A 16931-nucleotide genomic window follows, 5' to 3' on the forward strand; every position below is an offset into this window, starting at 1 on the left:
TTCTCGACACTTTGAGAGCCTTTCAGTCATATAGACCGAAGGGCTCTTTTATTCATTAAGGAGTTACTGTAATAACTTGCTGATTAGACACATCACCAGATGTAGCTTTTACGGTAAAAGTACCTGCAGATACATCCTCATCTACTGTAACTTTACCTGTTGAATCAATTGTAACACCTGTAGGAGCGCCTCCAACAATTGTCCAATCGATAACTGGAGCTGGTGTAGTTACTTCAGCACCATACTGATCATATACAGTAGCAGTCAATTGAGTTTCGTTAGTGTCTCCTGCTGCTGGTATTGCTACAGTATTAGTTCCGCTAATGTTAAGAGATGTAGGTACTGCTGCCTCTTTTGTCAAAGACACTGTATAATCATTACTTACGGTCGAAGAGTCTGGAAGAGTCGCAATCACATGAATGGTAATCGTTCCCTCACTTGCACTCGGTTGTACTGTAAGTTCACCAGTTGTTGGGTTGATTGATACTCCAATCGGAGTTCCGCTCAAAGACCATGCATAGGTAGATCCAGTGATTTCACCTTGTTGATCACTTGTTTTAGCTACATAGTTCTCTGTTTTGTTTGTAGTACCAACTTCGATGCTACGAGGGCCTGTTACACCAACTGTAGCAACTGCAGCATAATCTACTTTATCAGCTGTAGTTGTTGCATCAAAAGAGGTTACCTCATTCTTAACTGGAGAAACATCAGTCAGATACTCGGAGCCTTTGAATGCAACGGTGTAGAAGCTATCGTCAATTCTGGAATCGGTATCTTTCAAATGAATTTTCAGAGAAGTTGTAGCAGTCCCTGGAGTAATTCCAGTAACAGAATAATCAACTCCTGGTGTTAACTCTTTGCCATCTACATAACGAGTAACAACAAAGTCTCTAGCCAAGAGGTCTGCACTAGCAATAGTATCAAGCACAACATTCTCAGTGAAGTCAACAGTAATATCTTCGCCAGACACCTGAAGGTTAGTATAACCACCTGAAACATTAGCTTTGATTGCTGGAGCTACTTTATCAAGTACATTGACAGTCTTAATATTTGTTGCACCACCAACATACCCAGCAAGAGTTGTCAATTGACTAAGATCAACCTTAACATTCAAACCAGAAGTTGATGTTCCATAATCACTAGCCAATATAACTTTCACTGTAGAAGTACCATCAACTTGAACATCACTGATAGTTTTTCCTGAAACAGTAAAAGCAGAAATTGGGGCATCGACGATACCTGCACTGAATTTAACTTCAATAGTATCTGGAGCAGTCAATGCAGCGCTATAACCTGAATAATCAGTGTCATAAGTTCCTAAGTTAGCTGTTTGATCTGCACCTACAGGAATTTCATTATTAGAAGTAGTGAACTCTTTCAACAGGTTTCCTGCCTGATCCTTCACGCCTAGAACATAAAGTTTTTGGACGTTTTGAGTAGAGCTACTTGTGAGAGAATTGAAGTTAAGAGTTTGGCCCTTATAACTTTCAACAAATTTAATTGCTACTGCATGGCTATCTTGAAGAACAGTAATGTCAGCAAGATCAGAAGTCAACGGAAGACGAGTACCGTTAATAACTACATTATAATTCGAGTAGTCAGAAAGTGTACTAGCATCCATTTGTTTGTCAAATCCGAGAATAACAGTACGTTCGGATTTATTAACCAAGGTGGAATCTAATTCTGGAGCTTCTGTGTCCGCAAGATTAACTTTACCAGTGTAATCAAGCATAGTGTTCTGCAATTTAGTGTTATCTCTCAAGTTTTTAATTGTAACTGTATTTTCACCTGCGGACAAGCTACCATACAGTTCAATTCTCACCTTAGTATAGAGATGAGTAATAGGGTCCTGTACCGGAGTCGCGCGTTTTACGATAACATTTTTGCCATCAGCATCAGTTACAGTAAAGTTAGAGTTCGTATAAATCGGGCCAGTTGTAGAAGAATACAACTCTTTAGAGAAAGTTACATCAATAGTCTTTGAATCAACTGCAACAATCTTTTTCACTTCAGGTCTAGTTGTATCAATTTCAGCATTAACAACAACTGAAGTATTTGCTGCGATTTGATTTCCAGAGTAGTCTTTAACTCCTTCAACATAGATAGTCACTGGACCAGTTGGCAAGGAATTAGTTCCTGTTCCAAAAGTGAATTTATACTTATTGTCTGCAACTCGAATCGGGTCAGCAGCAGTAGCTTGTTTTTTGGAGTTACCAGACATCCAGTACACTTTAGAACCAGAAATTGTGGAAGGATCAACAACTTCAGAGAATGTCAATGTAACATTTTCCAAGGTAGCAGAAGCTTCAGAAACAGTTGGTGCATCTTTATCTTCAACTACAGTGAAGTCAAAAGATTTAGCTAGTGCTACAAAGTTTGCATAATCTCGAACTTGAGAAACAGTCAACTGGTGATCACCTACAGCAAGTGCCCCAGTAGAGTATGGAGTTAGAATAGCCGACCGATTTTTTGCACCCAATTCAACTTTTCCATAGAACGATTTTCCATCCAATGTAAAATTAGATTGAGTCAATCCACTTACCGGCTCGCTAAATACAACTTTAACTGATTTAGTACCAAGAGATTCAACAGAATCAACCGTTGGAAGTGTATTATCAACAGTTGTAAATTCTACATTCGATGCACTAACAGTAGCGGATCCAGCTTTGATTCCTGTAACGGTCAAAGCATCAGCTTTGTTATTTGCGAGCGTGTTTGTAACAGTAAGAGTTACTGTTTTCTCGTCATCACTCAATACTGCGGAATCAATTGTCTTACCAGACTTCAAAGAGTAGTTAGACACGTCTTCGGCAGTATCAGCATCTACAGTACCGTCAAAAGTAACTGTTACTTCTTTAAGGTTAGTTGCAGTTACGCTGTCAACTTTAGTTGCAGTAGTTACAACATAAGTTACTTTAGTAGAAAGCGTGTTACCTGCAGCATCTTTGAACTCGATTGGAGTTTCAACGTTAGGAGTCAACGCAGTTGGCAATTCTACTTTCACAACTTCACCAGTAGAAAGTGTAACGTCAACGTGAGTTGCGTCGATTACTTTAGCGTCAGATACTGTAGGAAGTTGAGATTTCTCCCAAACTGCATATGCAGCAACGATTGCTTGGGAGCGAGTTGCAGCTGCAGTCCAGTTAGTGTTAGCTTCAAGCAAACCAGCGTTGATCGCAGCTTGAACTTCACCTTTAGCCCATACAGCAGCGCCGTTGTCAACGCCAGTTGTTGGAACTTCAAGGTTCATAGCGCGAGTCAGAACGATAGCCAATTCTTGAGCCGTTACGTTGCCGTTAGGGTTGAAGAATTGCTTACCGTTAACTACGGAACCTTGCATGATCTTAGCACTAGTTACAGCTTCGATGAATGGAGCTGCCCAGTGGTTAGGACCATAGTTTTTATCTTTGTAAGTGTAAACGCCGTTTACTTCTTTCAGGCCCAAAGATTTAGTGATGATCTTCGCCAGTTCAGCGCGAGTCAACGTTTTGTCCAAATGAGCCAAGCCGTCTGGCAAACCATTAACGATTTCAGCAGTTTTCAATGCATCGAATTTTTGGTCTGGCGTCAAAGTTGCGTCAGCACCAAATGCTACAGAAGCAAACATGGAGAATGCCATTGCTGTAGACAGAGCTACGGATAAAATTTTCTTCATAACCTTTTTTTCTCCTCCTTGAATAACTTTCATGTGTAAAGAGTTTTCTTTAGATGAATAGCTCGTGTTACTCATTAGCCGTGCACCCCCTTTCCCGAGTTGAGCAAGCTTCATATGAATGATGTCTGTGAGTTCGTCACAGAAACTTGTAAACATTTCCACAGGTAGAAATAGAGTAGTTTCCTAATCCTACCTTCCACATTATACAATGTGCGACTTTAGCCGTAAAGCTAAATTTTCTAATAGATAGACAAGTTTCCCTATAAGGGACACTCTTCCATGTCTAATTAGGTCGCCCTTGCGTAACGCTCTACATCTTAAACGCTGTAGTTTCAAAAAAGTTGCGCCTTTCGCAAAAAAAATTACATTTCTTTAATTACTGTTACCGCGCGCCTTTTATTGAACAATTTAGCAATTATGGCTTGTTACGGAATTCAGTATATCACCCCTAATTCTCCCAGTCATCAAGCAACTTTTCCCAATACAATAACCTAAATTTATGCAGCTGAAACGAGAAAAAGACATCCTGTGTCAGGATGTCTTTAGAGAATTTCTGAATAATTTCTACTATATAATAGCAGCTTGTATTTATCTTACCTTCATAGCCAGGTTAATCAACTGAGCACGAAGCTCAGGATTGGCATTCACATTGGAATAGAAATTATCGATAGCACCTTTGTTATCTTTATATTCCTTCTCATGTTTCATCGTTACGCGGGACCATTCGATCAGCTCGTTTTCTGCTTCAGTCAGGGCCACATAGGCTTCATGAAATCCTGTTTCCAATACGAGTCCTTCCATAACCTGCTCCGTAATTTCTTGCAGCTTCTGTGTTTCTTCGATCTTCTTCTCCAAAACTTTCGCTCTATCCTCAAATTTCGTCTTAGCTTTCGTATAGTTCAGCTGCGGTTTTGATAAAATCGGTTTCATATTCCCCTTCACCCTTTTGCAAAAAATGTCTGGCCTTCTGTTATTGTATCCTAAATTCTATTAAATTACAAAAAGATGTAATTGGTAATTACGGCTGTCCTGTGAAAAGGGCTCCCGGCCGTCTGGCCGAAAGCCCCTTTATTGTTTATTGTCACATCACTTTTAACTAAAAGTCTTAGGGAAGATACCCGTGCTCTTCTTAAGCAATTCAACTGCGATTTTACCCGCTTCTGCCCGTGACATGTAACCTTTAGGGTTGAAGCTGTAGACCGGCTTGGTTGAGCCAGGAAGAGTTGTAGCACTACCCGTCATAATCTTGGCTTTAGAGACTGCCGATATAGCCGGTTTAGCATAATTGTCTATGCTGCCTGAATCAACAAAAGACTTGGCTAATGTGGCACTCAGTTTATCATCATTTAATGCCAGTTTCAGATTCAGGGCTCTTGCAATCATGACCGCCGCCTGTTCTCTTGTAATCGGCTGCTCAGGTCCAAAGAACCCATCCGTCTGCCCGGTGATGATCCCCGCTCTGGCGGCCGTTTCAATATAGTCATAACTGTAAGTTGCCGTAATCAGATTTGGAGCAACATCCGAGAATGTTCGTGGCGTCAGTGATGTGTCTGAATTAATCGGCAAATTCAGACCTTTGACAAGCAAAGTGGCGAATTCGCCGCGTGTTGTCCGGTCATCCGTACCAAACGCATCCGTCCGCAGGTTATTCATAATTCCTTTGGAATACAAAGCATTCAGAATGTTACGCGCCCAGCCATGGTTCGTAATGTCGGCAAACCCCATACGAAGCTTCATCACTTTATAGTAGCCAAACTCGTCAAACGGAACGGTTACAGTATGATCTTTGGTATCCACTTCGCCGCCGATATTCTCCCAAATACCGCCATCGTCGTAGCGGAATACTGTAATCGTTGTGCCCGCATCATCGACGATATTGGGATCATAAGCTAAAGTGAGCGTACCTCGTTGCGATGGCACCAATTTCCTTTCTTGTTCAAACCGGGTGAATGACCCTTCAACCGAATACGGGGAAACCCCGTTCATCGGCGGTTTGCTTCCAAATTCCGCAAGACCTCCATTAATCCAGTAGATAGAGGACACCAGCGAGAAGTTCGTTGTTCTTGCTGTAGTGGTGAACTGAAGCCTGATAGCATCCGGAATTGTCATTACCGGCTGATTACTTTCCGGTAAAAGTATATTATTTATTATGTTACCATAATCATCCTGATGGGTAATTGCACCATCCACCGGATCGGCAATACCAAACAAGATCTTGTTGTCTGGATAGAATTTGGTCACTTCCGTGCCCGTCGGAATGGTCTGTAGAATAGTCCCTTTAGGGAATGACAGGGTCAGATTTTTGTTGAACACCGTATATTTGTTGCTTACTTTCTCCGCCATGTATTCTGTATTTACACCGACCGAAGTCGTGTAATATACCGAAATCACACCATTCAGAGTCGTATCCGAACGTACGATTTGAATCTTGATATCGTTCTGCTTATCGGGCTTGAGTCCAACATAATCATAAATGAACCGGTCCTTGATGTCCGCCCGTGGAGTAGCAGCCTCCTTGCCAATCAATACCTGAGTGGCTCCGGCCGCTTCAATATCAATGTGAACAAAGTTCTTGTTTACAACAATTTGATCTCCTGAAGTCGGCTGCGGTGAAATCACCCGAAAAGGCTCGACTACCCGTTCGATTTCAATCTTCTTCGTAGTCCGCGCTCCTGTATCATTCACCAGCTCCAACGTATAGAATTGGCTGCCTGGAATATCAAACGGAATATCTTTAATACGAAGAATAAAGTCCTCGGAAGTACCAACAATGTCGTACTTTATAGTTTTACCATCCATGTCAAACTGGAAAGGCTGCTTCAATGTTTCATTGAAATTAATACTGAACATCACCTGAGAACCCCGATAGAAGTTCAGGACACTGACCCCGCCACCTCTCGCTACCAAGTCATACTGCGTTTGACTTGTAACATACTTATCATTGGTTGAGTCATAGGTAAACAAGGTTGAATTAGCCAAAATCTGATCAATGTTGTCTTGCTGTGTGGCATCCCCCAAATCCGTTGGGAAAGGAATATCTTTGGGTCTTACATTCGGATGAAACTGCTCAAGCGTCGATCCGTTCTTATCCGTAATGTAAATAGTCAAAGAGGTCTGCACTGTAGTCGGACTGCCCTGACTGTCCAGATAAACACCAGAGAACACAATGACGTTCTCCCCGTAAACAAGCGGCCCTTTGTTAGATACACGCAACTTCAGGGAGAACGAAGGATTAGCTTTTGTTACTCCCAAATCGTATTCGGTTTCTGAATCCGTTCCTGTCTCTGAATCTGCACTTAAATTATCCCCTTGCAGGCCATTAACAAAATATTCGGCGCTCGATATATTAGGAAACCCGATATATTGCCCTTGGATTGGAATGATGGTTTCATCAGCAACCTCAGGATTGGATTGCGTTGTAGAATCCACCTCAATGCTCTGGCCATTCTGCAAATTACTGATTGAAATCGAGGCCTTGGAGATAAACGAGATCGTTACATCTCTTCTGTCTGATGGGTTCGTTGGATCGAATTGCAGCCGCACCTTTTGCTGGCCGCTCGCAAATCCGGTAACTTTATAAACCTCGTAATAAGTAGTCTTACCATTAACTTTAATAGCTATATTTCTAATAGGTATGTTTAAAGGCAGGACATTCACATCTCTTGTACCTAAAGGAAGATAACGGCCTGACAAAGCTTCGCCCGCCTGTCTCGGCTTAAGCGATTCAACCATGATGTAGTAATCGCTGGCATTAACCGTCGCCCCGTCTAATGATTCCTTGGAGACTTTCGACAGATAGTCAGGCATATCTGCTGCAGATGTTGTACCTGCTTCTGTTTCATTAAATTTTGGCGCATAATAAATGTTCACGATTTGATTACTGTCTGGATAATAATCAAAGGTTCTCGAAATCGATTTATCAAAATTTGCCTCTGGAGTACCGTCCATTGTTACATGAAGACCAACCACATTAGTCTTGCCAGCAACAGGAACAATTACTGGGATAAACTTGCTAAGGTCAATTTGAAAAGTGACAAGATGATATTGAGGAGTAACTCCATCCGATCCCGGTACAACCACTTCTTCATCGGATTTCGGATCATCCAAAAGTTGTCCTTTATCATCAAAAGGGTTGGCTTTCAGCAAAGTAATAGCACCTAATGGTACCGGCACTTCTGCTGGAGCTGGCTTCAGAGCCGAATCTCCCAATTTCAGTTTGACGGTTGCGTCACCTGCTGTTAGTGCATCCATAAACTTATCGCTGCTCACAGAATAAGGGATGACAACCTGCGCGATGATAGAAGGGGTATCCAGTTCTTTAACAATCTGCGGCGGCTTGTTCTCCATCAGATTCTGTGACTGCTTTCCATCCATCAAATACAGACCTGTAAATGGAGTGGATTCATCATATAGATAGATGGAGCGTTTAATCGAAACTGAATCCGTATCATTGTATATATTGATATTCAGATTGTTGATTCCCGGATTCACGGTCAACCCGGAGGCGAAGAAGTTGCCCGAGCTTCTGTCCAGGGAGGCGCTGAGAACCGTTCCATTATCCACCGAGACTGTCACCCGCGTTGCATTCTGAGCAACCCCCTGCAAGGCAATCGGAGATTCCGTCACAACCACAGGAGTTCCCTCGTTAAGAGGTACCGGATTATCTCCCCCACCAGTAACAACAAGACTTTGTAAATAAGGAACTTTATCGAATAAGACATAGAAAGATTCTGACCGCGTCAGCTCGCCCTGCTTACCCGAGAAGGTGATTTTGTTATAACCAGGATAGAGCGGAAGATTGTCAGCAATAAACCTTTGTCCCGTAGTAGAGCTTGGATCTACCGTCACCACACCATTGGTGTAATGCGTAGGGTCTTCGACGTAATAGGAAAGGGGTTGTCCCGTTACAGAATCCTTGCCCGATTTTGTCGTATCCGGAACGATCTGTTGAACGACTATGGACAAGCTGTTTCCTGATACGCTTGTGAATGATCCCTCAATCTTTAGAGAAGGCATGGTCGTAGAGTATACACTTGTTCTGTTAATGTCCTCATCCGCCTTAGTCGGCTCCATGCTAAGACTAATCGTCTTGCGGAGATCCAATATGTCCGGACTGAAATATCTTGTAGACGTTATGACGTCGGCGGCCTGCACATTTTGAGTCAACCCTGCAGGAATAGCTCCGAATATCAGGGTCATCATTAGCAGCCAAATTAATGGCTTGTTAAGACGCTGCATGTACATAATCTCTCCTTTTTCCTCGATAGTATTACCTCTTTTATCGGACAATCCCCTCTAAATTTGAAGAAAATTGGCATAAAAAAGTCCCCTTTTCTCGGAAAAGGGGACCTGGTGCCTAGGTAACAACAAGCCCTTCACTAAAGGGTGAAGGGACTTGTCCGGTATGATTTTACTTCGATCCACGTTCCGCCGTTACCTTGAGGCGCAGGCGCATCAGGAAGTTCAGCAGCGGACGTTTGGTCTTGCCGATCAGGCCGATGACTTCTGCGCCGATCTGCAGGAAGAAAGCCATGATGCAGATGACGACGAAGGTTACCCAGTTGGCTGAATAGAGCGCAGCCGAGGACTGGATGACGGCCAGGATGCCGAAGAATGCGGCGATCCCGTAAATGATCAGTACCGTCTGGCGGTGGCTGAAGCCGAGCTCGCGCAGACAGTGATGCAGATGGCCTTTGTCCGGCGAGAAGATTGGTTTCTTCTGCATCCAGCGGCGCACAATCGCGAACATCGTATCCGACAGCGGCACGCCGATCAGAATCAGCGGTGTCAGGAAGGAAACGATCGCCACCTGTTTGAATCCGAGCAGGGACAGGAGCGCAAGGCTGAAGCCCAGGAACAGCGCACCGGAGTCGCCCATAAAGATCTTCGCCGGGTGAAAGTTGAAATACAGGAATCCGATAATACTGCCCAGCAGCAGCAAGCAAATTACAGCAATAATTTCGTTGCCTATAATAAAGGACATAACGGCAATTGTACCGATGGCAATGGCAGATACACCTGCAGCAAGACCATCCAAACCGTCAATCAGGTTAATCGCATTGGTCACGCCCACGATCCAGAGAATCGTAAACGGAATGGCAATCCAGCTTTCAACGGAAGAATAAGAATGAAATGGAATATTGGCAAATTCGATTCGAATATCAAATCCAAAAACAACGATACAAGCCGTCACAATCTGAACCACAAATTTCAGCTTTGCGTTCAATTGGAAGCGGTCATCCAGCGCACCGAGCAGCATAGTCAGCGTGCCGCCGACCATAAAGGCCTTAACGAAATTTACGTCACGCGTAGACAAGTACTCGTCAGGAATGAACGGCAGGACGGCAAACAGAGCAACCATAACAGCTGCAAAAATTCCCAGTCCTCCAAGTCTCGGCATAATGGTGGTGTGCACCTTGCGAGCGTTTGGCTTATCAACTGCCCCAATAAGGAAAGCAAACTTCTTAACCAGCGGAGTCAGGACCAGTGCCAAAGCTAATGTCAGCACAAACCCGATGATATAAATCATCAACATGTCAATTTCAACCCCCATTTGTTCTACCGAATGAATTATACTCCGAAAGCCACCAAAGACCAACCTCTCCAAAGCGCGATTGTAGGCTGATATCCCGGGGAATTAGCCCATTTTCCCGGAATTAGCCGAGGTTTTCTTTCTCCCTCAGTACTTTTACGGCGAATTTCGGCAGCGCAAGCATTCTGCGGTAGCGGGTCGGCTCCTTAATGAGCCGGTACAGCCATTCGGCACGCAGCTTCTGCATCCATTTCGGCGCCCGCTTGGAGCGTCCGGAAATGACGTCAAAGCTTCCGCCGACACCCATCATCACAGGCACGGCCAGCTGCTGTTTATACTTCGCGATCCAGGGCTCCTGGGTATCCGCTCCGCGTGCCACAAACAGAACATCAGGTGCAGCCGCCTGAATAGCTTCAACCACTTCCTGATCTTGTTCGGATTTAAAGTATCCATCGCGCCATCCGACAATTTTCACACCCGGATAAAGCATTTGTAACCGATCTTTTGCTGCCTGAATCACTTCCGGCGAGGAGCCTAGCAGGTAAAATTTCCAAGCCCGCTGCTCGCCCAGCTTCATCAGCTCATGCAGCAGATCAAAACCGGCCACCCGCTCCTTCACGGGATTCCCCGCCTTGCCTGCCGCCCAGACGACCCCGGTGCCGTCCGGCACGATCAGTTCCGCCTTCTTCATAATCTCCATATAGGAAGGATCTTCAAGCGCAGCCATAACCATAATGGGATTTGCCGTAATCACCTGATGCGGCGTGCCCGACTCAATCGCTTGGGCCAAATACCGGACCGTATCGTCCATCCCCCATTTGCTCACCCGGATGCCGAATAAATCCACCGTCGGTACCGCCTCATTCGGAACCGAGTTGTTTGGAACCGAATGGTTCGGAATCGCCTTATTCTGATTCACCTGATTCACTTGATCCACCTTCAGTCACCCTTTATCCTTCAAAAAATAATCCGCAATCCGCCGGGCCGGAACCCTGGCTTCCTGCTTAAGCCCGGCAATCTGGCCGCTGTGCTGCTTCTGCCAGTCGCCTATGCTGCCCAGAAAATGCTGGGCTTTCGCGGCCAGCTTCTCTGCTGACAGCTGATCGCTTGTCCCCACAGGGACACTGCCCAGACGGGCCAGAAAATGATCGATCTTCGGATCATAAGAAATGCCCAGCAGGGGAACGCTTCTGGAGGCGGCGTAGATCAGGCTGTGCAGCCTCATGCCGATCAGCAGCGAGCAGCCGTCCACCTCCCGCAGCATATCCTGCGGATTATCCGTAGCCGGCGCTATGCTGACCAAGCTGCCGGTGCCTTCCAAATCGCCGATCCGTTCCATACAGAAGCGGGAAGCTTCTTCGTCGGAAGGCAGATGGAAAGGCAGGAAACGCAGATGGACGCTGCGCTGACGGGCCAGCTGCGCCAGCCCTTCGGCCAAGGCCGACAGCTCCGTGCGCTCCTTGTTCCAGAAGCGGACGGAAATGCCGATCACCGGCAGCTCTTTCTCTTGCACGCCCTGCGGCTCTGGAGCAGCCGTCTCAGCTCCTTCGGCCTCTTCCGGCAGCCGCATGCCCATAACCGGGTCAGGGACAACCTCGACCCGATCCTGCTTCACTCCCATGGTATGGAGCAGCTCCGCCGATTCCATATCTCTGACCGAGATATACCGGCATTTCTTGAACACAGAAGCGATCAGGCGGTGGAACAGCCTGCGGTTCACCGGGCCAACGCCCTGTGCATAGACAAAGGTCGGTTTGCCCAGCCACTGCGCAAGCTTGATGACCCCCAAATAATAAGGGACGGAAGCCGGGCCTGTAGCGTCCTGGAGTAGACTGCCTCCGCCGCTGATCAAGCCATCACTTTCCTGTATAGCTTTCCTGACTTCGGACAATTTCATCCGAGGTACAGCGCGAACTTTATACATTTTGCTCGTCCATTCCGGATCTGCAGATAATACGATCGGCTCAAACGTTATGCCGGCCTTCTTGCCTTCTTCATCAAGCGCGGTCAAAATCGAGCGAAGCACCGCTTCATCCCCGCTGTTGCGGAAGCCGTAGTAACCGGACAACACTATTTTTCGAGTAACAGAGGCGACCATTTCTTCCAGCACCTTTCAAGGATTTGCCAAATCAGGACAAAGACCAGTCCGACGATCAGGCCGAAGCCAAGCCCCAGCACGCCGCGGATCAAGGAAATAAAGAATGGCGAATGAATATGAGCGAACGTATCCACCATGGACAGCTGCCCCATCGCGGCCACGATCATGATGTACAGCACCTTCGGATACCGCAGGGACGCAAAGACCCCGACGATAAACAGCGGATGCGCAAACAAAAATTCTTTATTCCGCGGGCGAACACCAATCGTATTCTCCAGGAACGCGCGGAACGAAGCTTCACCCGGCAGCAGGCTGCCCGAGTTGCCTGTCCGTGACAGGTAATACAAACCGGCAATCCCGATAATGGCGACAATGACGACCCAAAGCACGGTAATCGGCATACGCAGCCATCTGCGCAGCTCGGCCATAACCGATTCTCCCTGATAGAGGAATACGTAAATGGCGACCAGCAGCATCGGAACGGCATGCAGCAGGCTTACACCGCGGAACTGGTTCAGAACAAGCGCATAAGTAATGTTATTTAGAAGACCAACCACAAACGGAACAGCACTCAAGCTGATCAGCGCGGACTTGATAAACAATACGAGACTGTGCGAAAGTCTGCGCGAGGTGCTCATCCCCGGATGGGCGGCGCCCAGTTCCTTAACCTTGCGAATCGCCAGAATCGTTGCTACCGTAGGTGCGCTGATCGCTGCGGCGAGCGCCAGCATCTGTTCGAGCAGCGTCGGCTTAAGCACATACAAACCTGCGCTGCCGATCAGACCCAAAATCAACAGAGCCAGTGTCCATGAAGGCAGGAACAAGGAGATCATCATCGCTGTAAAAGCAACGGCTCCCAGCACCACAAACAATTTGGCTGCTTTCTCCCACGAATGATCGACTACCTTAAACGCTTCGGCTGTGCCGATTTGGTATCCGTCCTTCTCAACCCGGCTGACCGCATTACCCGGCTCTTGAAGGGTGTTAATCACGTTGTCGATCGGGTCTGTAATGGTCGCTTTCTCCGGATTGCGGGCAGGCGAAGCATTCAGATACACCATCCGGATCTTCCGGTCTTTCACGGCCAGCGCAATCCGGTCAGACAACGTAGAGGTCGACTGCGTGATATCCGTGTCACTGATCGAGTGCAGGCGAACTACATTGTAGTCCAGCAGGTAAGCCAGCTTGGCAAACCCTTTCTGCTGCTCTTTCAAACCTTCGATAGCGGCAATGCCCATTCCTCTTTGTTTGAGGGAGTCGGCAAAAGCCTGGAGGGTGTTCTTGTCCGCATTATCGCCATAGCCCTTAACCGAGCTGCCGTCGAACAAAATCCGGTTCACGCCGTAGCCGGCGAACAAATCCAGCTCTTTGTCCACGATCTCCTGACTGTAAGGACCGTTGTCATTCATCCGCGGCAGGATCATAAATCCTTTGCTGTGGATCAGCTCAAGCGCCTGCGGATCAGGCTGCAGCGTCTTGAGGCCTGCATCCTCCGGCGAGGTGTTCAGGCGAAGACCCTGCAAACCGTTCACGCTCCAAGGCGTGACCGCAATATCAAACGGCTTGAAAGCATCCTCAATAATCGGCGCGTAGATCTTCGCATTCTCATCAGACGTAAAAGCGATATAAGTAGCATTATCCTGGGCCGTAACGGCCGACTTATTCATCTCCGCTACATCCTGCGAGTTATAAACCATAATCCGGCGCGACTTCTTCAGCTCGTCGAGATTGCTCTCGAATACGGCAATGGTGTTCACTCCCGAGTCACGCAGCTTATCAAGCTCAGCGGACAAAGCTTCCTGCTGGTTCACCTGGTAAGACGAAATGTCGAGCAAGCTGCGATAATTGAATACAAACTGTACCTGCTTGGCGGAATTCTCCGTCTCTACCCGTTCATAAATGATCGGCAGAGAGGCCACCAATCCCACAACAACCAAAGTCCACAGCCATTTGCGGGTGGTGTTGTTCCACTTGTTCCATGTTGAATACACGAAAGAACCTCCTCATTAATGTAGGAACGGCTTCCGCACATTCCCGCTAAAAATCCAAAAATGGAAAGGCCAAGGCCTGTCCATTCCTGAATTTGTATATAAGGCGGGCACAAGTCCCGCCACAAGCCATAACCGCTAATCAAGCTTACGCTTCAACGCGGGATAAAACCTCTTCCTGCAGCGAAGCCAGACGTGCTTTGGCCTCCTCATCGGTCGACCCCTTAACCGCGAAATAGAACTTGATCTTAGGTTCGGTTCCCGAAGGGCGCAGACAGAACCACGAGCCGTCTTCGAGCAGGAATTTAAGTACATTCTCTTTCGGCAGGCCGTCCAGACCTTTCGAATAATCAAGCACCTTCGTAACTTTGGCGCCGTTCACGGCATCCGGAGGACTTACGCGCCAAGCGGTCATCAGATCGTTGATCTTAGCTACGCCGTCTTTACCCTTCATTGTCAGGGAAGACAAGGCCTCCCGGTAATAACCGAACTTCCGGTAAATGTCCTCAAGCGCATCCATCAGCGTTTTGCCCTGCTGTTTGTAGTATGCCGCCGCTTCGGAAATTAATGATGCCGCTACAACCGCGTCTTTGTCCCGGGCATAATTGCCGGCCAGATAACCGTAGCTCTCTTCATAACCAAAGACAAAGGTGTGGTCACCAGATTTCTCGAATTCGTTCATCTTCTCGCCAATGTATTTGAAGCCGGTGAGGGTGTTGAATACGGTCAACCCGTAGTGTTCAGCGATTACCGCTCCAAGCTCGCTTGTGACGATCGTCTTGACGACGGCGCCGTTTGCCGGCAGGTTCCCCTGCTCCTTCAACTGGCTTAATAAATAATTAACGATTATTGCACCCGATTGGTTACCGGTTAATATTTCATATTTGCCATCTTTCGTACGGACCACGGCTCCCATGCGGTCTGCATCCGGGTCAGTACCGATCAGCAGATCGGCATTGATCTTAGTTCCAAGTTCAATCGCTTTCGTAAAAGCTTCCCGTTCCTCCGGATTCGGCGATTTCACGGTGGAGAATTCAGGATCCGGCTGCTCCTGCTCCGGCACGATATGAATCTGCGAGAAGCCCAGCTTGTCCAGCACCTGACGTACAGGTTTGTTGCCGGTACCATGCAGCGGCGTATAAACCACTACAACGTCTTTGCCTGCTCCGTTCTGCAGCAGCTCGCGGTTCACGCTGACCGAAGCGACTGTATCGGCAAAAGCTTCATCTTCGGCTTCATCCAGCCACACAAGTAAACCTTTCGCTTCCGCTTCTTCCTGGGTCAGGCGTTTGACTTCGCCGAAAGACTGTACCTGGCGAATCTGCTCAATCACCTGCTCCGCTTCATGCGGAACCAGCTGGCCGCCGGTGTTGTTGTATACCTTATAACCATTATACTCCGGCGGGTTATGGCTCGCTGTAATCACGATACCCCCGTCGGCGTTCAAGCGGCGTACCTCAAAAGATAATTGCGGAGTTGGACGCAGCGAACGGAACAACTTGGCTGTAATTCCGTTGCCGGCCAGCACCAGTGCCGATTCCAGGGCAAATTCCGGCGAGAAGTGGCGCGAGTCATGGGCGATGACGACCGAAGGCGCCTTATTGCCATGCTCCTGCGCATTGGCCAGCAGATACGCCGCGAATCCCTGCGTAGCCCGGCCAACCGTATAACGGTTCATCCGGTTGCTGCCTGCGCCGATCACGCCGCGCAGTCCCCCTGTGCCAAACTCCAGATCTTTATAGAAACGATCCTCCAGTTCGGCTGTATGGCCTTCAAGCGAACGAAGCTCCTGTTTCGTGGCCTCGTCAATGTTGGCATCCTCAAGCCAGCTTTGTACTTTGTCCAGAACGGTCAATGGGTTGCTCATCACAATTCCTCCTATAGGTAAGATTGTTGAGTATATGTTTCTCTACAAATTAAGACAAAGCAAACATAATTTCGCCTTCAGCCACCACTTTATCTTCGACTTTGGCGACAGCTTTCCCTTTGCCGATAGAGCCTTTCACCCGGATAATCTCGACTTCCAGGCGCAGGGTGTCTCCCGGCACGACTTGTCCGCGGAAACGGAAGCCGTCCAGACCGGCCAGAAAACCGATCTTCCCTTTATTATCTTCCAGCGTCAGAATCGCGGTTGCCCCGACCTGAGCCAGCGCTTCCGTAATCAGCACGCCTGGCATGACCGGATAATCCGGGAAATGGCCTGTAAAGAAAGGTTCATTAATCGTTACATTCTTAATGCCGACAGCCCGCTTGCCCGGCTCCATCTCCAAAATCCGGTCCACCAGCAGAAACGGAGGGCGGTGCGGAATAATTTGCTGAATTTCACGTACGTCCATCATGGTTAGTTGTTACCCCTTTCAAATAAAGGCCCTGAATAAATCGACAAAAGAGGGCCATACTGTAATTATCCTTCGTCCCTGCAGAAGCGAAGGTTCAGATAAGGGGCTTATCCTTTAGGACGGCGGCTGTGCCGAATAAAGGATACAGCCCTTTTGAATTACCCAACCTTGCCTGCTGTATAACAATCCCACACCATTATACATTTTCCTCCACCAAAAAGGAAACTACCTTCGTCTACCGCAAATCCGCCTTTGGAGGGATGTTTTTCCGCAAAATAACCTCCGTCAGACCGGCTTCAAACCGGAATGCGGAGGTTAT

General features: G+C 47.3%; 9 protein-coding genes. All 9 read right to left on the reverse strand.

The genetic code is table 11. The annotated features are described in order from the left end of the window. Nucleotides 1-55: 55 nt before the first annotated feature. Entirely contained in the window at nt 56-3730 is a 3675-nt protein-coding gene (locus tag CBE73_RS12285; protein ID WP_157739541.1) for an S-layer homology domain-containing protein, read from the reverse strand. A gap of 513 nt (nt 3731-4243) precedes the next feature. Next, nucleotides 4244-4585 (reverse strand): hypothetical protein, encoded by a 342-nt coding sequence (locus CBE73_RS12290; RefSeq protein ID WP_094094458.1) that lies wholly within the window; start codon nt 4583-4585, stop codon nt 4244-4246. A 162-nt stretch (nt 4586-4747) separates the two neighbouring features. Continuing rightward, complete coding sequence (locus CBE73_RS12295) at nt 4748-8893, reverse strand: S-layer homology domain-containing protein (RefSeq protein ID WP_174704718.1); 4146 nt, start codon at nt 8891-8893, stop codon at nt 4748-4750. 172 nt (nt 8894-9065) lie between these two features. Next, nucleotides 9066-10190: an MraY family glycosyltransferase gene (locus tag CBE73_RS12300; RefSeq protein ID WP_094094460.1), complete on the reverse strand. Its 1125-nt coding sequence runs from the start codon at nt 10188-10190 to the stop codon at nt 9066-9068. Nucleotides 10191-10311: 121 nt separating this feature from the next. After that, nucleotides 10312-11088 carry a WecB/TagA/CpsF family glycosyltransferase gene (locus CBE73_RS12305; protein WP_229752732.1) on the reverse strand — a complete coding sequence of 259 codons (777 nt, stop codon included), beginning with the start codon at nt 11086-11088 and terminating at the stop codon, nt 10312-10314. A 42-nt stretch (nt 11089-11130) separates the two neighbouring features. Then, nucleotides 11131-12285 carry a polysaccharide pyruvyl transferase CsaB gene (csaB, locus tag CBE73_RS12310; protein WP_094094461.1) on the reverse strand — a complete coding sequence of 385 codons (1155 nt, stop codon included), beginning with the start codon at nt 12283-12285 and terminating at the stop codon, nt 11131-11133. Beyond that, nucleotides 12258-14276, reverse strand: a complete 2019-nt coding sequence (locus CBE73_RS12315) for a DUF5693 family protein (RefSeq protein WP_094094462.1) — start codon at nt 14274-14276, stop codon at nt 12258-12260. The genes csaB and CBE73_RS12315 overlap by 28 nt, the downstream gene beginning before the upstream one ends. A gap of 145 nt (nt 14277-14421) precedes the next feature. Further along, nucleotides 14422-16140, reverse strand: a complete 1719-nt coding sequence (locus CBE73_RS12320) for a phospho-sugar mutase (RefSeq protein WP_094094463.1) — start codon at nt 16138-16140, stop codon at nt 14422-14424. A gap of 49 nt (nt 16141-16189) precedes the next feature. Beyond that, on the reverse strand, nt 16190-16612 hold the full coding sequence (fabZ, locus tag CBE73_RS12325) for a 3-hydroxyacyl-ACP dehydratase FabZ (RefSeq protein ID WP_094094464.1): 423 nt from the start codon (nt 16610-16612) through the stop codon (nt 16190-16192). Between the last annotated feature and the right edge of the window lie 319 nt (nt 16613-16931).

The sequence above is a fragment of the Paenibacillus physcomitrellae genome (assembly GCF_002240225.1).
GTDB classification, from domain to species: Bacteria; Bacillota; Bacilli; order Paenibacillales; family Paenibacillaceae; genus Fontibacillus; species Fontibacillus physcomitrellae.